The organism is Sodalis sp. RH19, from assembly GCF_047324215.1.
In the GTDB taxonomy this organism is placed as follows: Bacteria; Pseudomonadota; Gammaproteobacteria; order Enterobacterales; family Enterobacteriaceae; genus Acerihabitans.
In genome coordinates this window covers 3574587-3594225 of record NZ_CP178734.1, presented here as the reverse complement: position 1 = coordinate 3594225, position 19639 = coordinate 3574587, and the positions used below count along the sequence as shown (strand labels likewise).

The window sequence follows — 19639 nt, the reverse complement described above, 5'->3', positions numbered from 1 at the left end:
GCATGATAGCAATTTTTTTGCAGTTCGACCGTCAAAGATTTATTAGCTAATTAATACCTGCCATGATAGCAGCAATTCACCACCGGTAGTGAAGCCCGTACGCGGTCTTCGCCCCGCCGCCGATCCGTCCATTGAAAAGAAGTCTATCTCTATGAATAAACTGTTTTTTTCCGCATTGCTGCTCAGTTTGACAGCCACCGGCGTCGCCCGGTCCGAGGAAGTCGGCTCCGTTGACACTGTTTTCAAACTCTTTGGCCCCGATCACAAGATTGTCGTGGAGGCATTTGACGACCCTGATGTGCAGAATGTCACCTGCTACCTCAGCCGGGCCAAGACCGGCGGCATCAAGGGAGGATTGGGCCTGGCCGAGGATACCTCGGACGCGGCCATCTCCTGCCAGCAGGTCGGTCCCATTACCCTGACGGATAAAATCAAGAACGGTAAACAGACCGGCAGCGTTGTATTCCAAAAACGCACATCGCTGGTTTTTAAGCGGCTACAGGTGGTTCGTTTTTATGACGCGAAGCGTAATGCGCTGGTATACCTGTCCTACTCGGACCGGGTGGTGGAAGGATCGCCGAAAAATGCCCTGAGCGCGGTGCCGATTATTCCCTGGACCACACAGCATGAATAAAGCCGGTCAATAATAACATCGGGCGCCCATGCGGACGCCCGATGTGGTGATGCCATGGGGCGATTATTCTTCCAGATCGCCGCAGAAACGATAGCCTTCGCCATGGATGGTAGCGATGATTTCCGGCGTGTCGGGGGTGGATTCAAAATGCTTGCGGATGCGGCGGATGGTGACATCCACGGTACGATCGTGCGCTTTGAGTTCGCGCCCGGTCATTTTTTTCAGCAGTTCGGCGCGGGATTGAATTTTGCCCGGATTTTCGCAAAAGTGCAGCATGGCGCGAAATTCGCTGCGCGGTAGCTTGTAATGATCGCCGGTGGGGCTTAACAATGAGCGGCTGTTGATATCCAGTTCCCAACCGTTGAATTTATAGCTTTCCACCAGTTTGCGCTCTTCGCCGCCACCGCCGAGATTCATGGTGCGCGACAACAGGTTGCGCGCGCGGATGGTAAGCTCGCGGGGATTGAACGGCTTGGTAATATAATCGTCGGCGCCGATTTCCAGGCCGAGGATTTTATCGACTTCATTATCGCGGCCAGTCAAAAACATCAGCGCAACGCTTGCATGCTCACGTAATTCACGCGCCAGCAGTAAACCATTTTTACCCGGCAGGTTAATATCCATAATTACCAGGTTGATGTCGTTTTCCGACAAAATCTGATGCATTTCAGCGCCATCGGTGGCTTCATGAACCATATAGCCCTCGGCCTCGAAAATGCTTTTGAGGGTATTGCGGGTAACTGACTCGTCTTCAACGATAAGTATGTGCGGGGTCTGCATGTTTGCTACCTAAAATTACTAACAAAATTGGAAGAGGAAGTACAAAAGCCGCGGTTATCTACAACATTGCCCGGGGCATAATGCCGCATCCCCAACGCCATGAGGCTAAAGTACATAAACGTGCTCCAGATGACGAACGACGGATAACCTTGGCACCGCTAACCTGATTTTGGTCCGCTTTTTCTCAAGCTCAAATGCCGTATAGCTTACCCTTATTAACAACACTATAACAGCGCGAAACGAAATTGCCACGCAAGAAAATTTCATTTTGCTGACATATATCAAATTACCGTCCACGACAGCGCGCATTTCCGGAAAATCCCTTAAATACCAGCATATTTAAGCATTTTTGCCAAGAGCGCCAATTCGATTCAGCTTTAACGACGCGGTCTGAAATAGCGGTGGAATGATGATAATATCGGCGTCATTCGCCGCGATTTAAGAGACTCACCATGCAATTGCATATTATCCTGGTATCCCCGGCGCGTCCGGAGAATGTCGGCGCCGCGGCCCGGGCCATGAAAACCATGGGGTTCGGCTCGCTGCGTATCGTCGACAGCCGCGCGCACCTTCAGCCCGCCGCCGCCCGGGTCGCCCACGGCGCGACCGAGGTGTTGGAACGGGCCGTTCATTTCGACACGCTGGCGGCCGCCCTGGCGGATGTGGATTTTACGGTGGCCACCACCGCGCGTCACCGGGCCCGGTTCCACTATTACTGCACCGCCGCGCAATTGCTGCCGCAAATGCAGGAAAAACAACAGTGGATAACGCAGGCGGCGCTGGTATTCGGACGGGAAGATACCGGCCTGACCAACGAGGAACTGGCGCTGGCCGATATCCTGACCGGCGTGCCGATGCAGGCCGGCTATCCGTCCCTGAATCTCGGGCAGGCGGTGATGGTTTACTGTTATCAGCTGGCGGCGCTGAACCGGATTGCGCCTCAGGAGCACCCGCCGGCCATACCCGGGCAACTGGCTGCGCTGCATCAGCGCTTCGATCGGCTGTTCACGCAATTAAGCGTCGGCGATGATCATAAATTAACCGATTGGCTGCATCAGCGGCTTGGACTGGCGACCCAGCGGGACATCGCGATGTTGCACCAACTGCTGCAGGATATAGAAAAAGTATTGCCAGTAAATAATACCACGGCGTAGCGATAACCTGGCGTTTAAAACTATATGAATACGTTTCAGCCACATTATTATATGATTATTGGGCATTGCGAACAGTAAAATTCCGACCGCTGCGCTGAGTGATAAATAGCCAAACGCAAATTAACATTGACTTTTTACGGCAATTGCTTTACCAGTAAGCCATTAAAAAATAATATAGATTGCTTAAGACATGCGTTTTATCAGCCTGAACACCATTATTATTACCACCACCGATACCACAAGTAGCGGTGCGGGCTGACGCATACAGGATAAACAGAAAAAAGCCCGCACCTAACCAGTGCGGGCTTTTTTTTAAGCTTCAATCCAGGAGAGAGAAAAGAAATGCGCGTACTGAAATTCGGGGGTACCTCGGTCGCCAATGCGGAACGTTTTATTCGCGTTGCCGATATCATTGAAAGTAATACAGGTCAGGGACAGGTCGCCGCCGTGCTCTCCGCACCCGCAAAGATCACTAATCACCTGGTGTCGATGATCGACAAGACGCTCGGCGGGCTGGATATCCAGCCCGCCATGAACGACGCCGAGCGTATTTTCTCCGAGCTGCTGCAGGGCTTGTCCCAGGCCCAGCCCGGTTTTGACTTCGCCGCCCTGCGCAAGCTGGTGGATCAGGAGTTCGGCCAGCTTAAGCAGTTGCTGCACGGCATTACCTTGCTCAGGCAATGTCCGGACAGTATCAACGCCGCCATTATCTGCCGTGGGGAAAAGCTCTCCATCGCCATTATGGAAGCGGTGTTCGTCGCCCGCGGTTATGCCGTGACGGTAATAAATCCGGTGGAAAAACTGCTGGCGCAGGGCAGCTATCTGGAGTCCACCGTGGATATCGTGGAATCCACGCGGCGCATTAACGACGCCGCCATTCCCGCCGACCATATTATCCTGATGGCGGGGTTCACCGCCGGTAATGAGAAAGGCGAGCTGGTGGTGCTGGGTCGTAACGGCTCCGATTATTCGGCGGCGGTATTGGCCGCCTGCCTGCGCGCCGACTGCTGTGAAATCTGGACCGACGTGGATGGGGTATACACCTGCGATCCCCGCCAGGTGCCGGACGCGCGGTTATTGAAATCCATGTCCTACCAGGAGGCTATGGAATTATCGTACTTCGGCGCCAAAGTGCTGCATCCGCGCACCATCGCCCCGATTGCCCAGTTCCAGATACCCTGCCTGATAAAAAATACCGAAAACCCGCAGGCGCCCGGCACGCTTATCGGCCAGAGCGATCCCGACAGCGATAATCCGGTTAAGGGCATCACCCATTTAAACAATATGGCGATGATCAATGTTTCCGGCCCCGGCATGAAGGGGATGATCGGCATGGCGGCGCGGGTTTTCGCCGCCATGTCCCGGGCCGGCAGTTCGGTGGTATTGATTACCCAATCCTCATCGGAATACAGCATCAGCTTTTGCGTGCCGCATCATGAGCTGAACGGCGCGCGCAAGGCGCTGGAAGACGAATTTTACCTGGAACTGAAGGACGGCCTGCTGGAACCGCTCGACGTCATGACCCAACTGGCGATTATTTCGGTCATCGGCGACGGTATGCGCACCCAGCGCGGCCTGTCCGCCAAGCTGTTCGCGGCCCTGGCGCGCGCCAATATCAATATTGTCGCCATCGCCCAGGGATCGTCCGAGCGGTCGATTTCGGTGGTGGTGGATAACGACGCCACCACCACCGGGGTGCGTGTCGCGCACCAGATGCTGTTTAACACCGACCAGGTGATCGAGGTGTTTGTCATCGGCGCCGGCGGCGTGGGCGGCGCGCTTATCGAGCAGATCCATCGCCAGCATCAGTGGCTGAAAGCGAAGCATATCGATTTGCGCGTCTGCGGCATCGCCAACTCGCGGGCGCTGCTGACCAGCGTGCACGGCATCTCGCTTGAAACCTGGCGCGAGGAGCTGGCGCAGGCCAAGGAGCCGTTTAACCTGGGACGCTTGATCCGTCTGGTAAAGGAGTATCATCTGCTTAATCCGGTGATCGTCGATTGCACCAGCAGCGCGGCGGTGGCCGACCAGTACGCGGACTTCCTGGCCGACGGCTTCCACGTGGTGACGCCTAATAAGAAAGCCAATACCGCCTCGATGCATTATTACCGGCAGATGCGCACCGCCGCCGCCAGGTCGCGGCGTAAATTCCTTTACGACACCAACGTGGGCGCGGGCCTGCCGGTTATCGAAAATTTGCAGAACCTGCTTAACGCCGGTGATGAACTGGTACGTTTTTCCGGTATTCTTTCCGGGTCGCTGTCGTTTATCTTCGGCAAGCTGGACGAGGGCATGTCGCTGTCGGCGGCGACGCTGGCGGCAAGGGCGCTCGGTTATACCGAACCGGACCCGCGCGATGACTTGTCAGGGATGGACGTCGCGCGTAAGTTATTGATTCTGGCGCGCGAGGCGGGTTATCAGCTTGAATTGGAGTCCATCGACGTCGAGCCGGTGCTGCCCGCGGATTTTGACAGCGCCGGCGATACCGACAGTTTCCTGGCGCGGCTGCCGGGTCTTGACGACGCCTTTGCCTCTAAAGTCGCCATGGCGCGGGAACAGGGCCAGGTGCTGCGTTATGTCGGCAGCATCCGGGATGGCCGCTGCCAGGTTAAGATAGCGGCGGTGGATGGCAACGATCCGTTGTACAAAGTGAAGGATGGCGAAAACGCGCTGGCGTTCTATACCCGTTATTACCAGCCGTTGCCGTTGGTGTTGCGCGGCTACGGCGCCGGCAATGATGTGACGGCCGCGGGCGTATTCGCGGATCTTCTGCGTACGTTGTCATGGAAGCTGGGAGTCTAAAATGGTTAAGGTGTATGCGCCGGCCTCGATCGGCAATGTCAGTGTCGGCTTTGATGTGCTGGGCGCCGCGGTATCGCCCGTGGACGGTACGTTGCTCGGGGACTGCGTGACGGTGGAGGACGCGGCGGCGTTCAGCCTGTGCAACGAAGGGCGTTTCGCCGGCAAGCTGCCGGCCGAAACCGAGCAGAATATTGTTTATCAATGCTGGGAACGTTTTTGCCAGGCGGTGGGTAAAACCGTCCCGGTGGCCATGCGGCTGGAAAAAAACATGCCCATCGGATCGGGGCTGGGATCCAGCGCCTGTTCGGTGGTGGCGGCGCTGGTGGCGATGAACGCCCATTGCGGTTATCCGCTGGATGAAAACCAGATGCTGACGCTGATGGGCGAAATGGAAGGCCGTATTTCCGGCAGCGTTCATTATGATAACGTGGCGCCCTGTTTCCTGGGCGGCATCCAGCTGATGCTGGAGGAAAACAGTATCATCAGCCAGCAGGTGCCCGGTTTCAGCGAATGGCTGTGGGTCATGGCCTATCCGGGCATCAAGGTCTCCACCGCCGAGGCGCGGGCAATCCTGCCCGCCCAATATCGCCGGCAGGATTGCATCAGCCACGGGCGTTTCCTGGCGGGTTTTATCCACGCCAGCCATACCCAGCAGCCGGCTCTGGCGGCAAAACTGATGAAGGATGTGATTGCCGAGCCTTACCGCACTAAACTGCTGCCGGGATTTACCGAAGCGCGCCAGGCCTGCGCCAGTATCGGCGCCCTGGCTTGCGGCATCTCCGGCTCGGGACCGACGCTGTTTGCGGTCTGCGATCGGGAAGATACCGCGCAGCGCCTGGCCGGCTGGCTGGAGCAGCACTACCTGCAAAATGATGAGGGTTTTGTTCATATATGCCGCCTGGATACCACCGGCGCGCGAGTGATGGGATAACGTATGAAACTGTATAATATTAAAGATCATAACGAGCAGGTCAGCTTCGCGCAGGCGATAAAGCAGGGGCTGGGACGCCAGCAGGGGCTGTTTTTCCCCGTCGATCTCCCGGAGTTCGCCTCGACGGAAATCGACGCCCTGCTGGATCTCGATCTGGTGACCCGCAGCGCGCGCATCCTGTCGGCCTATATCGGCGACGAGCTGCCGTTGGACGTTATCCATAAACGGGTGCAGGCCGCCTTCGAGTTCCCGGCCCCCGTGGTCAAGGTGAGCGAGGATATATCGGTCCTGGAGCTATTCCACGGCCCGACCCTGGCGTTCAAGGATTTCGGCGGCCGCTTTATGGCGCAGATGCTGACCGAAGTCGCCCGGGGCCAGCCGGTCACCATCCTCACCGCCACCTCCGGCGATACCGGCGCCGCGGTGGCGCACGCCTTCTACGGGCTGGAAAATGTCCGGGTGGTGATCCTGTACCCCCACGGCAAGATAAGCCCGCTGCAGGAAAAACTGTTCTGCACCCTGGGCGGCAATATCCATACCGTGGCGATTGACGGCGACTTTGACGCCTGCCAGGCGCTGGTCAAACATGCGTTCGACGACGAGCAACTCAAGCACGAACTGGGGCTGAACTCCGCCAACTCGATTAATATCAGCCGCCTGCTGGCGCAGATTTGCTATTACTTCGAAGCGGCGGCGCAGCTCTCGCAGGAGCAACGCAATCAATTGGTGGTTTCGGTGCCCAGCGGCAATTTTGGCGATCTGACCGCCGGCCTATTGGCAAAATCCCTCGGCCTGCCGATTAAACGCTTTATTGCCGCCACCAACGCCAACGATACCGTGCCGCGCTTTCTCGCCGACGGGAAATGGTTGCCCAACGCCACCGTGGCGACGCTATCCAATGCCATGGATGTCAGCCAGCCGAACAACTGGCCGCGCGTGGAGGAATTGTTCCGGCGTAAGAACTGGCGCCTTGATACCCTGGCCTACGGCTGCGTGAATGACGATGTTACCCGCGACACGATGCGCGAACTGGCGGGACTGGGGTATATATCGGAACCTCATGCGGCTATTGCCTACCGGTTACTGCGCGACCAGCTCCAGCCAGGGGAGTCCGGCCTGTTCCTGGGCACCGCGCATCCGGCGAAGTTTAAGGAAACCGTGGACGCGGTGCTGGGCCAATCGCTGCCGCTGCCCAAGGCGCTGGCGCTGCGGGCGACCCTGCCGCTGCTGTCAAGCCGGCTGCCGGCGGACTTTGGTCAGCTGCGCGCCCTGCTGATGGCCTTGCCGCAGTAATCCGCCACGACCGCCGCCGGTTCAGCCGCCGGCCGGCGCGGTGGTACAGCCGCCATGACCGTACCACCGCGCCGGTTTCACCGCGGGGCATTCGGGCCCGCGCCGCCGTGCGATAGGACGGACGCGTTATCGCGCATCACGCCCGCCGTCCTAGCGTGCCGGTCGTTTAAAGACCATCTCCGACTCGCTGGATTCCTCCGGCGCATAGGCATAACCGCCGTCATTGAACGCGGCCAGCTGTTCCGGCTGCGTCAGCCGCCGGGTGATGATAAACCGGCTCATCATGCCGCGCGCTTTTTTTGCGTGGAAACTGATCACTTTATACTTGCCGTTTTTTTCATCCAGGAACACCGGCTTGATCACCCGCGCGGCCAACTGGTCCTTTATCACCGCCTTAAAATACTCCCCGGACGCCAGGTTAATCAGCACGTTGTCGCCTTGCGCCGTCAGCGCCTCGTTGAGCTTTTGAGTCAGGGTATTTCCCCAGAAATGGTATAAGTCCGGCCCGGCCGGGTTCGCCAGCCTGATACCCATTTCCAGGCGATAGGGCTGCATCAGGTCCAGGGGGCGCAGTATGCCGTACAGGCCGGACAGCATGCGCAAATGGGTTTGGGCGAAGTCGAAATCCGCCTCGCTGAAACTTTCCGCCGCCAGGCCGGCATAGACATCGCCTTTAAACGCCAGGATCGCCTGCCGGGCGTTGTCGGGTGAAAAATCCGCCCGCCAAGACTGAAAGCGCCCCGCGTTAAGCTGGGCCAGCTTATCACTGATGCCCATCAGGCCGGATAACTGCGCCGGGGTCAGTTTGCGGCACACGCGCATCAGTTTTTCGGCGCGGGCCAGCAGCTCGGGCTGGGTATAACGCCGGGTCGCCAGCGGGCTGGTGTAATCCAGCGTTTTGGCCGGGGAGATAACGATTAGCATGTCGTACGGTTCCTGTCTCTTAAGGGCTGGAGGTCAGCGGGATGATAAGCGGCGGTCATGTTGATTTGCGCGCCGCCGGGCGGTCCCAACTGCCGGGCGCCAGCTGCGCCGCGATAGCGGGGAAATTCGCGGCGTAGAACGTCGGCAGTTTGCCGACCGCGCGCTGGCTATTGTAATCGCGCGCCAGCATCAGGGCGATGCGCGACAGCAGCAGCAGCGCAATCAGGTTGGTCAGGGTCATCAGGCCCATCGCCAGGTCCGCCAGCCGCCATAATACCGGTACTTCCGCCAGACAGCCCAACATCACCGTCGCCAATGCCACGACGCGCAATATCTGCACCGGCCGTTTGGAGCGATGGCGGAAAAAACGCAGACTGCTTTCCGCGTAGGCGTAATTAGCGATAATCGAGGTAAAGGAAAAAATAAATACCACCATCACCATAAACGGCGTGCCCCACTGTCCCGTCGCCGCCAGCAATGACCGCTGGATCAGGGCGATGCCGCCGAGATCGGGCGCGGCCTGTTCCAGCGCGCCCGACGTCAGGATAATGGCCGCGGTGGCGCTGCAGATGACGATGGTATCGATAAACACCGCCAGCATCTGGATATATCCCTGCGACGCGGGGTGGGGCGGCCAGGGCGTGGCGGCGCCGGCGATATTGGGCGCCGAGCCCATGCCGGCCTCGTTGGAAAACAGCCCGCGCTGCACGCCCTGGAAAATGGCCTGGGAAAAACCATAGCCCAGGATTCCCGACGCGGCCTGCGGCAGGCCGAACGCGCTGTTGAACACCAGCTCCGCCACCGCCCCCAGGCGTCCGGCATGCTGCGCCATCACCCAGGCCGCCAGCAGCACATAGCACAAGGCCATCAGCGGGACCAGCCATTGGGAAAGCCTGGCGATAAGACGCAGGCCGCCGCACATGGCCAGTCCGCTTAACGCCGCCAGGCCCAGCCCCGTCTGGTAAGGCGCGAATCCGCAGGCGTCATGCAGCGACTGCGTAATGGCGCTGGCCTGCACCGCGCTGAATATACCGCCGTAGCCTATGAGTAGAAAGCAGGTAAAGAGTACGCCCATCCAGCGCAGGCCCAGGCCCTTTTCCATATACCAGGCGGGGCCGCCCCGGTAATGGCCGCGGCCGTCGCGCACCTTATATAATTGCGCCAGGGTGCTTTCGAAGAAGGCGGTGGCCATGCCGATAAACGCGGCCAGCCACATCCAGAATATCGCTCCCGGCCCGCCGATGACCAGGGACAACGCCACGCCGGTCAGGTTGCCGCAGCCGATGCGCGCCGCAAGCGTCGTGCATAATGCCTGAAACGGTGAAATGCCCGCGCCGTCGGCGCGGCCCGATCCCTTCAAGATGGAAAACACGTGGCCGAAGTAATGGAACTGAATAAAACCGGAGCGGAAAGTAAACCAAAGACCGGTGCCAATCAGCAGGTAAATTAACACTGAATTCCATAACAAATCGTCGATAAAGTTGAAGAGTTCAGCCATTTATTCCTCGTCTTCCCTGATAAGCGGCGCTTATGCCGATCCGCGGCCGGCAGCGGCCGATTTTATCCTGCCATGGCCGCATAATGCGCTGCCGCCGGGGCGGTGCCATTACGCTGGCGCCTCGCTTGCACCCATGCTTGCGCGTGGTATTATCAAAAAAGGCAGTGCAACGCCATAAGATATGCACACCCTTCACAATGAGATATTCCACCATGACAGATAAACTTAGTGCCCTACGCAAGATGACCTCCGTTGTCGCTGATACCGGTGATATCACCGCCATTAAACTGTATCAGCCCCAGGATGCAACCACCAACCCTTCATTGATCCTGAACGCGGCGCAGATTCCCGAATACCGCGGCTATATCGACCAGGCGGTTGCCTGGGCGCGTGATCAAAGCCGGGACGCGGCGGAACAGGTCAAATACGCCACCGATAAACTGGCGGTCAACATCGGGCTGGAAATTCTTAAGCTGGTGCCGGGGCGCGTTTCCACGGAAGTCGACGCCCGACTGTCCTATGACACCGAGGCAAGCGTCGCCAAAGCCAAAAGCCTGATTAAACTCTACAACGACGCCGGCATCGGCAACGATCGCATCCTGATTAAGCTGGCCTCGACCTGGCAGGGTATCCGCGCTGCCGAGCAACTGGAAAAGGCCGGCATCAACTGTAACCTGACGCTGCTGTTTTCCTTCGCCCAGGCCCGCGCCTGCGCCGAGGCCGGGGCCTACCTGATTTCGCCTTTCGTCGGCCGCATCCTTGACTGGCACAAAGCCAACGGCGAACGCAAGGAGTTTTCCCCGGAGCAGGATCCGGGCGTGATTTCCGTGACGGAAATCTACCGTTACTACAAAGAACACGGTTATGACACCGTGGTAATGGGCGCCAGCTTCCGCAACGTGGGCGAGATTATTGAACTCGCCGGTTGCGATCGCCTGACCATCGCGCCGCCGCTGCTGAAAGAGCTGGCCGCCACCGAAGGCACCCTTGAGCGTAAACTTTCCTATACGGGCGAGATCAAGCCGCGTCCGGCCAAACTGACCGAGGCTGAATTCCTCTGGCAGCACAACTTGGATCCTATGGCGGTGGACAAACTGGCGGACGGGATCCGCAAGTTCGCCGTCGACCAGGAAAAGCTGGAAGCGATGATTAAAGACCTGCTGTAATCACCGTGGCCCCGGCCGGGCAGGCAAGCCGGCGCGGGACCCGTTTATCAGCGCCATGGCGGCCCGTAGGTAACGGGCCGTTTTTATTTGTGCGCACGGCGCTTCGCCGTTAAATTGCTATTATGGAAAAATCATGTCGACCGGAGGACGTTCTATGCAAATTTGCCGTATTGGCCTGGTATCCATATCCGATCGCGCGGCCAACGGCGTCTACCAGGATCAGGGCATCCCCGCGCTGGAATCCTGGTTACGGCAGGCGCTGATTTCACCTTTTACGCTGGAAACACGGCTGGTGCCCGACGAGCAGCCGCTGATTGAGCAAACTCTGCGCGAGCTGGTGGATGAAATGGGTTGCCATCTGGTGCTGACCACCGGCGGCACCGGCCCGGCGCGGCGTGATGTCACGCCGGATGCCACGCGGGCGATAGCGGATCGCGAAATGCCCGGGTTTGGCGAGCAAATGCGCCAGATCAGCCTGCATTTTGTGCCCACGGCTATCCTGTCCCGGCAAATGGGGGTGATCCGCAAACAGGCGCTGATCCTGAATCTGCCGGGCCAGCCCAGGGCTATCCAGGAAACGCTGGCGGGCGTCAGGGACGCGCAGGGGAACGTGGTGGTGCACGGCATCTTCGCCAGCATCCCTTATTGCATTCAACTGCTGGAAGGGCCTTATATCGAGACCGATCCCGCGATCGTGGCGGCGTTTCGTCCCAAAAACGCCCGGCGCCCCGACCCGGAGTAACCGCGGCGCGCGGCGGCGGCGGTAAACGCCGCCCCAGGGTGTGAAATTATATTTCCGCGCAGTAAGATTACCTTTACGTTGTATGCTATATTTTTTTCTTTTTTCTCTCTGGCCCGACGCGAATGACTATGCCTGCCGACCCGCAACGCCGATTAAACCGACAGGATTACAAAACCCTGTCGCTTGCCGCCCTGGGCGGCGCGCTGGAATTTTACGACTTTATTATCTTCGTGTTCTTTGCCGGGGTGATGGGAAAACTGTTCTTCCCGCCGGATTTGCCGGAGTGGCTGCGGCAATTGCAGACCTTCGGTATTTTTGCCGCCGGTTACCTGGCCCGGCCGCTGGGCGGCATTATCATGGCGCATTTCGGCGATAAAGCCGGCCGGAAAAAAATGTTCAGCCTGTCCATTCTGCTGATGGCGCTGCCGACGCTGATGATGGGCCTGCTGCCCACTTATGAAACCCTCGGCATCACCGCGCCGCTGCTGTTACTGGCGCTGCGCATCCTGCAGGGCGCGGCCATCGGCGGCGAAGTGCCGGGCGCCTGGGTCTTCGTCGCCGAACATGTGCCCCACAAGCGCATCGGGTTCGCCTGCGGCACGTTAACCGCCGGCCTGACCATCGGCATTTTATTAGGATCCTTTGTCGCCACCTTATTAAACACCTTCATGACGCCGCAGGGCGTGCTCCAGGGGGGCTGGCGCATTCCTTTTTTCCTCGGCGGCTTCTTCGGACTGGTCGCCATGTACCTGCGGCGCTGGCTGCGTGAGACCCCGGTGTTTATCGAGATGCAGATCCGCAAAGCGCTGGCGCAGGAACTGCCGCTGAAATCCGTGGTGATGAACCATAAAAAAGCGGTGCTGATTTCCATGCTGCTGACCTGGCTGCTCTCCGCCGGCATCGTGGTGGTGATCCTGATGGCGCCCCTGTGGCTGCAGCAGCAAATGGGCGCTACCCCGTCCCTGGCGCTCAAGGCCAACTGCGCGGCGATTATCGCGCTGGCCGTGGGCTGCGTGATAACCGGCGCCGTCATCGACCGCGTGGGCGCGGGCAAAACCTTTATCACCGGCTGCGTGATGCTGGGCGTCTTCAGCTGGCTGTTTTACCACACCGGCGCGGATCGGCCGTTGCCGCTGTACATCACCTATGCGCTGGCCGGCCTGAGCGTCGGCGTGGTGGGCGGCGTGCCTTATGTTATGGTCCATGCGTTTCCCTCGCCGGTGCGGTTCAGCGGTATTTCGTTTTCCTATAATGTGGCGTACGCCATTTTTGGCGGACTGACCCCGGTGATGGTCACCATGCTGATGCGCATCTCGCCGATGGCGCCTTCCTGGTATGTGCTCGGGCTATCGGTAATGGGGGTGTTGCTCGGCATTTGCCTGCCGTCCGGACTGCGGCATAAGCCGCCGCTAACCGGTGGATTGAATTCCATCGCCTGATTTTACGTGCGGCGTGAAATAAATAGGTTCCTGTTTGTCATGGCACTTTTGGGAACGATTTAGTCATTTTTATAAAAATGCCCTTTATATCAAAGGACTGCGCGCCAGCCGCTCAGCGATGCGCGGCGCCCGGGGCCGGCGGGAGCGCGCAGAACGCTTTTTTTTTCCTGCTCCCCCTTGATGCGCGGCGCGGTGACCCCATCTTATTTGCAACCAACGTTGTTTAACCTGCTGACAAAAACGTGTCGCTAGCTTGAAAAAAAGTTAACCGGCCACATATCAGGTTTACGACCACAACGAATATGACTTTTTAGTGGAGATGTTTAGATGGGTAAAATTATTGGTATCGACTTGGGTACGACCAACTCTTGTATCGCAATTATTGAAGGCTCCAAACCTCGGGTGCTTGAAAACAGCGAAGGCGATCGTACTACCCCTTCCATTATTGCTTACACGCAGGACGGTGAAATTCTGGTTGGCCAGCCAGCTAAACGTCAGTCCGTTACGAACCCGCAGAACACGTTGTTCGCCATCAAGCGTTTGATCGGACGTCGTTTTGAGGATGAAGAAGTACAGCGTGATAAAAATATCATGCCGTATAAAATTATCGCTTCCGACAACGGCGACGCCTGGCTGGACGTGAAAGGCCAGAAAATGGCCCCGCCGCAGGTGTCCGCTGAAATCCTGAAAAAGATGAAGAAGACCGCGGAAGATTATCTGGGTGAGCCGGTTACCGAAGCGGTTATTACCGTGCCGGCCTACTTTAACGACGCCCAGCGCCAGGCGACCAAAGACGCCGGCCGTATCGCGGGCCTTGAAGTTAAACGTATTATTAACGAACCTACCGCCGCGGCGCTGGCTTACGGCCTGGATAAAGAAACGGGCAACCGCACCATCGCGGTCTATGACCTGGGCGGCGGTACCTTCGATATTTCCATCATCGAAATCGATGACGTGGACGGTGAAAAAACCTTTGAAGTGCTGGCGACCAACGGCGACACCCATTTGGGTGGCGAAGACTTCGACAGCCGCCTGATCAATTACCTGGTGGATGAGTTCAAGAAAGACCAGGGCATCGATCTGCGCAACGATCCGCTGGCCATGCAGCGTCTGAAGGAATCCGCTGAAAAGGCCAAGATCGAGCTGTCCTCCGCGCAGCAGACCGACGTGAACCTGCCGTACATCACGGCGGACGCCACCGGTCCGAAACATATGAACATCAAGGTGACCCGCGCCAAACTGGAATCGCTGGTTGAAGACCTGGTAAAACGCACCATGGACCCGCTGAAGATGGCGCTGAAAGACGCCGGACTGTCGGTCGGCGATATCAAGGACGTTATCCTGGTGGGCGGCCAGACCCGTATGCCGCTGGTGCAGAAGACCGTTACCGATTTCTTCGGTAAGGAACCGCGTAAAGACGTTAACCCGGATGAAGCCGTGGCTATCGGCGCCGCGGTGCAGGGCGGGGTGCTGGCCGGCGACGTGAAGGACGTGCTGTTGCTGGACGTCAGCCCGCTGTCGCTGGGCATTGAAACCATGGGTGGGGTCATGACGCCGCTGATCGCCAAGAACACCACCGTACCGACCAAGCATAGCCAGGTGTTCTCCACGGCGGAAGACAACCAGTCCGCGGTGACCATCCACGTGCTGCAGGGTGAACGTAAACGCGCCGCGGATAATAAATCCCTGGGCCAGTTCAACCTGGACGGGATTGCCCCCGCCATGCGCGGTACGCCGCAAATCGAAGTCACCTTCGATATCGACGCCGACGGCATCCTGCATGTGTCCGCCAAGGATAAGAACAGCGGCCGTGAACAGAAAATCACCATTAAGGCGTCGTCCGGTTTGACCGAGGATGAAATCCAGAAAATGGTGCGTGAAGCGGAAGCCAACGCAGAATCCGACCGCAAGTTCGAGGAACTGGTGCAGACCCGTAACCAGGCCGACCATCAGCTGCACAGCACCCGCAAGCAGTTGGAAGAAGCCGGCGACAAACTGCCCGCCGATGACAAAACGGCCATCGAATCCGCGCTGAGCGCGTTGGAAACCGCGCTGAAAGGCGAGGATAAGGCTGAGATCGAAGCCAAGATGCAGGCGCTGATCCAGGTTTCCGGCAAGCTGCTGGAAGTGGCGCAGCAGCAGGCGGCTCAGGCCGGCGCGGCGGAAGCTGGCGCTGAAGCCAATGCGGGCAAAAAGGATGACGACGTTGTCGACGCCGAATTTGAAGAAGTTAAAGATAAAAAATAATCGCCCTTGAGCGGGCACAGCCACGGTGAGTAATGCCGTGGCTGGCAACAGGCACGGGCGTCGGGGAAACCTTACGCCCGTGCAAGCATGTTGAGGGCAGGAAGAGACAATGGCGAAAAAAGACTATTACGAGATTTTAGGCCTTTCCAAAGATGCGGAAGAGCGTGAAATCAAAAAGGCCTACAAACGCCTGGCAATGAAATTCCACCCGGATCGTAACCCAGGGAATGCTGACGCCGAAGCAAAGTTCAAAGAAGCGAAAGAAGCCTATGAAATCCTGACCGACGCGCAAAAGCGCGCCGCGTATGATCAATACGGCCACGCCGCCTTCGAACAGGGCGGCATGGGCGGTGGTTATGGCGGCGGCGCCGCCGGCGGCGCGGACTTTACCGATATCTTCGGCGACGTCTTCGGCGATATCTTTGGCGGCGGGCGCCGCCAGCGCGCCAGCCGTGGGTCGGATCTTCGCTACAATATGGAGCTTACCCTCGAGGAAGCGGTCCGTGGCGTAACCAAGGAAATCCGCATCCCGACGCTTGAGGAATGCGACGTCTGCCATGGCAGCGGCGCCAAGCCCGGCACTTCCCCCGTTACCTGTCCTACCTGCCATGGCGCAGGCCAGGTGCAGATGCGCCAGGGTTTTTTTGCGGTGCAGCAGGCCTGTCCCACCTGTCAGGGACACGGCAAGATTATCAAGGAACCGTGCCACAAATGCCACGGCCACGGTCGTATTGAAAAGGCCAAGACGCTGTCGGTGAAAATTCCGGCGGGCGTCGATACCGGCGATCGCATCCGTCTGTCGGGCGAAGGCGAAGCGGGCGAGCAGGGCGCGCCGGCGGGGGATCTGTACGTACAGGTTCAGGTGCGTCAGCACCCCATCTTTGAACGTGAAGACAATAACCTGTTTTGCGAAGTGCCGATTAACTTCGCCATGGCGGCGCTGGGCGGCGAGATCGAAGTTCCCACGCTTGACGGCCGGGTGAAGCTGAAGGTGCCTGCGGAAACGCAAACCGGCAAGCTGTTCCGTATGCGCGGCAAAGGGGTGAAATCGGTACGCGGCGGCAACCAGGGCGATTTGCTGTGCCGCGTGGTGGTCGAAACGCCGGTGAAGCTTAACGAAAAACAGAAACAGCTGCTGCGTGAACTGGAAGAGAGTTTTGGCGGCCCGAGCGGCGATCAGAACAGCCCGCGTTCCAAAAGCTTTCTGGACGGCGTGAAGAAGTTTTTTGACGACCTGACGCGCTGAATTTTTGCGCCATCGGCGGTGTCTTTCGATCCCCGGCCCAGCGGCCGGGGATTTTTTTTGGCCTTTGCCTGTCCACCCGAGGCTTTCTCCTGCTTAAGCGCTGTTGCCGGTACGACATCGATAATGGCCGCTATAATTTAGGGGGAATAATTCTCTGGAGATAGACGCCATGGCCCGTGCCGCACTCCGCCCGGCAGTCCCCTTCACGCCGTCCGTAGAGACGTACCGACCCGACGAAGAGCAGACCCATCGGCAAATCGCCGACGTATTTAAGCACATCATCGGCAAGACACACCGTGATTTGGGCCATGCCCAGCGCGGCGTCCATGCCAAAAGCCACGCCCTGCTGCAAGGCCGGCTGGTTGTGCACAGCTCCCTGGCGCCTGAGCTGGCCCAGGGTATTTTTGCCAGGCCGCGTAGCTATGACGTGCTGCTGCGTATTTCGACCATCCCCGGCGACGTGTTGCGCGACGGGGTTTCCCTGCCGCGTGGCCTGGCGATCAAGGTGCTGGATGTAGCAGGGGAACGGTTGCCCGGGTCGGAAAACGACCTGACCCAGGATTTTTTACTGGCTACGGGACCCGCCTTTACCGCAGCGGACAGCCGGGCGTTCCTGAAAAACCTGAAACTGCTGGCCGCGACCACCGGTCGGGCGGAGTGGGCCAAAGCAGCCTTATCCGCCGTCCTGCGCCCGCTGGTGCGCGCCCTGAAGACGCTGGACGTCAACACCGGATTGCTGCAAGCCCTGGGCGGCTATCCGCTCACCAATCCGCTGGGGGATCGCTACTTTACCCAGGTAGCCAGCCGCTTCGGTGATTATATCGCCAAACTGGACGTGGTGCCGGAATCGGCCAATTTCCTGGCGCTGGCGGGCAAGGCGTTCGCGCTGGCCGGACGGCGGGACGCGCTGCGGGAGGAGGTGGTGCGCATCCTGGCGCGGGAGGGCGGCGCCTGGACCCTCAGGGCGCAGCTGTGCCGGGATTTGGCGGAAAATCCCGTTGAAGATGCCTCGGTGGCCTGGCCCGAGCAGGATAATCCCTACCTGCCGTTGGCGTCGATTATTGTCGAGCCGCAGCAAAGCTGGTCGCCCGGGCGCTCCCGTGCCATGGACGACGGTCTTTCCTTCCAGCCCTGGCATGGCGTCACCGCCCATCGGCCGCTGGGCGACATTATGCGGGCGCGCCGGCTGGCGTACCCGGTGTCGGTGGCGCAGCGCAGCGACCTGAATCAATGTCCGGTGCACGAGCCGCGCCAGCCCCCGGCGTGCTAAACATCCGCATTACCGGCGCGCCGCGGCGGCGGGTAAACCGGCGGTCAATCCTCCAGCCCGGCCGCCGGGGTATTTTTGCGAGCCGCGCTAAATAACGCGCCGGCGATGTTGGGTTTTTATTTACCTGGCTCCCGCCATCCCGCACAATAAATCAATTATGCGCACTTCAAGGATATATTGTGTCTTCTCTTATTCACCGCTGGTTAAATCACGAAGCCTCGGGCGGCGTATTGTTGATTTTAGCCGCGTTAATTGCGCTGATCATGGCCAACACGCCGGCGCAGGCGGCCTATGAAGCGCTGATTTATTTTCCCCAGGGCGCCTCCGCCGGCCACGCCTCGCCATTGACGCTGCTTTTTTTGATCAACGACGGCTTGATGGCGATTTTCTTTTTGATGATCGGGCTGGAGGTGAAGCGCGAACTGATGGAAGGCGCGCTCGCCAGCCGCAGCCAGGCGGCGTTCCCCGCCATTGCCGCGCTGGGCGGCATGATAGCCCCGGCGATTATCTATACGCTGATTAACTGGAACACGCCGGCCAATCATGCCGGCTGGGCTATTCCCACCGCCACGGATATCGCGTTTGCGGTAGGCGTGATGGCGCTGTTGGGAAAACGGGTGCCCGCCAGTTTAAAGGCTTTTTTACTGGCGCTGGCAATTATTGACGATTTAGGCGCCATCGTAATTATCGCGGTATTCTACAATCACGATTTGTCGTTAATCGCCCTGGCGGGCGTGGCGGCGACGATTGCGGTGCTGGTGATGATGAACCGCAGCAATGTGCATCATATCGGACTTTATCTGCTGGCCGGCGCGGTGCTGTGGGGCTGCGTGCTGTTATCGGGCATTCATGCCACTCTCGCCGGGGTGATACTCGGCGCCCTGATCCCCCTGCGTTTGCCGTCACGGCCTGGGGCCCCGGCCTCAGCGCCGCAGACCCAGGCGTATTCTCCCGCCCTGGTGCTTGAGCACTATATTCAGCCCTGGGTGGTTTATCTTATCCTGCCGCTGTTTGCCTTCGCCAACGCCGGCGTCGGTCTGCATGGGCTAACCCCCGCCAGCCTGTTGTCGGTGCTGCCGGCCGGCATTGCCGTGGGGCTGGTGCTGGGTAAGCCGCTGGGCATCCTGCTGTTTTGTTTTGCATCCATCAGGCTGGGATTGGCCCGGCTGCCCGACGGCGTGGTCTTTAACCAGATTGCCGCCGCCGCGGTGCTGTGCGGTATCGGCTTTACCATGTCGATCTTTATCGCCGGGCTGGCGTTCGGCGCGCCGGGGGTGAGTCCGGACAGTATAACCTATGCCAAGCTCGGCATTCTGTCCGGTTCGGTGGTGGCGGCGATCTTGGGCTATATATCGCTGCGCCTGGCGCTGCCGATGCATAAGCCCGCCCCGGCCCGCTCCTGACCAAACAGGTCAGCGCCGCGCAACGCTACGCCATCAACGCCAAGCGCGGCGCTGAAGAACCGGAGGCAAACGCCAGATGCAAAAAAACCGGCCGAAGCCGGTTTTTTTAA

16 protein-coding genes and 1 other annotated feature are annotated in these 19639 nt (G+C 58.9%); of the genes, 13 read left to right on the top strand and 3 right to left on the bottom strand.

Annotated features, from left to right (window positions below; translation table 11 throughout):
- Positions 1 to 151 precede the first annotated feature (151 nt).
- Entirely contained in the window at positions 152 to 634 is a 483-nt protein-coding gene (gene creA, locus ACL2XF_RS16265; RefSeq protein ID WP_413727171.1) for a protein CreA, read from the top strand.
- Between the two features lie 63 nt (positions 635 to 697).
- On the opposite strand, the gene arcA is transcribed toward creA, so the two are convergent.
- Positions 698 to 1414, bottom strand: coding sequence for a two-component system response regulator ArcA (gene arcA / locus ACL2XF_RS16260; protein ID WP_162364033.1), 717 nt, complete (start codon positions 1412 to 1414; stop codon positions 698 to 700).
- A 452-nt stretch (positions 1415 to 1866) separates the two neighbouring features.
- On the opposite strand from arcA, the gene ACL2XF_RS16255 reads away from it, so the two are divergent.
- The 5 genes from ACL2XF_RS16255 (at position 1867) to thrC (ending at position 7594) form a co-directional block, all read left to right on the top strand.
- The gene (locus ACL2XF_RS16255) at positions 1867 to 2568 is read left to right on the top strand and encodes a tRNA/rRNA methyltransferase (protein WP_410016475.1); all 702 of its coding nucleotides are present in this window, start codon (positions 1867 to 1869) and stop codon (positions 2566 to 2568) included.
- 190 nt (positions 2569 to 2758) lie between these two features.
- On the top strand, positions 2759 to 2827 hold the full coding sequence (thrL, locus tag ACL2XF_RS16250) for a thr operon leader peptide (protein ID WP_410016628.1): 69 nt from the start codon (positions 2759 to 2761) through the stop codon (positions 2825 to 2827).
- Positions 2766 to 2883 (top strand) — a sequence feature (Thr leader region). It overlaps the preceding gene by 62 nt.
- Before the next feature lie 27 nt (positions 2884 to 2910).
- Positions 2911 to 5370, top strand: coding sequence for a bifunctional aspartate kinase/homoserine dehydrogenase I (gene thrA, locus ACL2XF_RS16245; protein ID WP_413727170.1), 2460 nt, complete (start codon positions 2911 to 2913; stop codon positions 5368 to 5370).
- A 1-nt stretch (position 5371) separates the two neighbouring features.
- A complete protein-coding gene (thrB, locus tag ACL2XF_RS16240) occupies positions 5372 to 6301 on the top strand; it encodes a homoserine kinase (RefSeq protein ID WP_413722111.1) in 930 nt (309 codons plus the stop codon).
- A 3-nt stretch (positions 6302 to 6304) separates the two neighbouring features.
- The gene (gene thrC, locus ACL2XF_RS16235) at positions 6305 to 7594 is read left to right on the top strand and encodes a threonine synthase (RefSeq protein ID WP_413722112.1); all 1290 of its coding nucleotides are present in this window, start codon (positions 6305 to 6307) and stop codon (positions 7592 to 7594) included.
- Positions 7595 to 7744: 150 nt separating this feature from the next.
- On the opposite strand, the gene yaaA is transcribed toward thrC, so the two are convergent.
- Complete coding sequence (gene yaaA / locus ACL2XF_RS16230; RefSeq protein ID WP_413727169.1) at positions 7745 to 8518, bottom strand: peroxide stress protein YaaA; 774 nt, start codon at positions 8516 to 8518, stop codon at positions 7745 to 7747.
- Positions 8519 to 8573: 55 nt separating this feature from the next.
- Positions 8574 to 10016, bottom strand: a complete 1443-nt coding sequence (locus ACL2XF_RS16225; protein ID WP_413727168.1) for an alanine/glycine:cation symporter family protein — start codon at positions 10014 to 10016, stop codon at positions 8574 to 8576.
- Positions 10017 to 10228: 212 nt separating this feature from the next.
- Between ACL2XF_RS16225 and tal the strand changes: the two genes are divergently transcribed.
- The 7 genes from tal to nhaA all read left to right on the top strand — a co-directional run bounded on the left by tal (position 10229) and on the right by nhaA (position 19529).
- Positions 10229 to 11182 (top strand): transaldolase, encoded by a 954-nt coding sequence (tal, locus tag ACL2XF_RS16220; RefSeq protein WP_410016470.1) that lies wholly within the window; start codon positions 10229 to 10231, stop codon positions 11180 to 11182.
- 154 nt (positions 11183 to 11336) lie between these two features.
- A complete protein-coding gene (gene mog / locus ACL2XF_RS16215; protein WP_410016469.1) occupies positions 11337 to 11924 on the top strand; it encodes a molybdopterin adenylyltransferase in 588 nt (195 codons plus the stop codon).
- Between the two features lie 128 nt (positions 11925 to 12052).
- On the top strand, positions 12053 to 13363 hold the full coding sequence (locus ACL2XF_RS16210; RefSeq protein ID WP_413728823.1) for an MFS transporter: 1311 nt from the start codon (positions 12053 to 12055) through the stop codon (positions 13361 to 13363).
- A gap of 327 nt (positions 13364 to 13690) precedes the next feature.
- Positions 13691 to 15610, top strand: coding sequence for a molecular chaperone DnaK (gene dnaK, locus ACL2XF_RS16205; protein ID WP_410016468.1), 1920 nt, complete (start codon positions 13691 to 13693; stop codon positions 15608 to 15610).
- 109 nt (positions 15611 to 15719) lie between these two features.
- On the top strand, positions 15720 to 16856 hold the full coding sequence (gene dnaJ / locus ACL2XF_RS16200) for a molecular chaperone DnaJ (protein WP_413722114.1): 1137 nt from the start codon (positions 15720 to 15722) through the stop codon (positions 16854 to 16856).
- A 169-nt stretch (positions 16857 to 17025) separates the two neighbouring features.
- Entirely contained in the window at positions 17026 to 18126 is a 1101-nt protein-coding gene (locus ACL2XF_RS16195) for a catalase family protein (protein ID WP_413727167.1), read from the top strand.
- A gap of 179 nt (positions 18127 to 18305) precedes the next feature.
- The gene (nhaA, locus tag ACL2XF_RS16190) at positions 18306 to 19529 is read left to right on the top strand and encodes a Na+/H+ antiporter NhaA (RefSeq protein ID WP_413727166.1); all 1224 of its coding nucleotides are present in this window, start codon (positions 18306 to 18308) and stop codon (positions 19527 to 19529) included.
- Positions 19530 to 19639: the final 110 nt, after the last annotated feature.

Coding starts and splice junctions, on each gene's coding strand:
- mog (WP_410016469.1), top strand. CDS start 11,337: ATGCAAATTTGCCGTATTGGCCTGGTATCCATATCCGATCGCGCGGCC.
- thrB (WP_413722111.1), top strand. CDS start 5,372: ATGGTTAAGGTGTATGCGCCGGCCTCGATCGGCAATGTCAGTGTCGGC.
- tal (WP_410016470.1), top strand. CDS start 10,229: ATGACAGATAAACTTAGTGCCCTACGCAAGATGACCTCCGTTGTCGCT.
- thrC (WP_413722112.1), top strand. CDS start 6,305: ATGAAACTGTATAATATTAAAGATCATAACGAGCAGGTCAGCTTCGCG.
- yaaA (WP_413727169.1), bottom strand. CDS start 8,518: ATGCTAATCGTTATCTCCCCGGCCAAAACGCTGGATTACACCAGCCCG.
- ACL2XF_RS16225 (WP_413727168.1), bottom strand. CDS start 10,016: ATGGCTGAACTCTTCAACTTTATCGACGATTTGTTATGGAATTCAGTG.
- dnaK (WP_410016468.1), top strand. CDS start 13,691: ATGGGTAAAATTATTGGTATCGACTTGGGTACGACCAACTCTTGTATC.
- ACL2XF_RS16255 (WP_410016475.1), top strand. CDS start 1,867: ATGCAATTGCATATTATCCTGGTATCCCCGGCGCGTCCGGAGAATGTC.
- thrA (WP_413727170.1), top strand. CDS start 2,911: ATGCGCGTACTGAAATTCGGGGGTACCTCGGTCGCCAATGCGGAACGT.
- creA (WP_413727171.1), top strand. CDS start 152: ATGAATAAACTGTTTTTTTCCGCATTGCTGCTCAGTTTGACAGCCACC.
- ACL2XF_RS16210 (WP_413728823.1), top strand. CDS start 12,053: ATGCCTGCCGACCCGCAACGCCGATTAAACCGACAGGATTACAAAACC.
- ACL2XF_RS16195 (WP_413727167.1), top strand. CDS start 17,026: ATGGCCCGTGCCGCACTCCGCCCGGCAGTCCCCTTCACGCCGTCCGTA.
- dnaJ (WP_413722114.1), top strand. CDS start 15,720: ATGGCGAAAAAAGACTATTACGAGATTTTAGGCCTTTCCAAAGATGCG.
- arcA (WP_162364033.1), bottom strand. CDS start 1,414: ATGCAGACCCCGCACATACTTATCGTTGAAGACGAGTCAGTTACCCGC.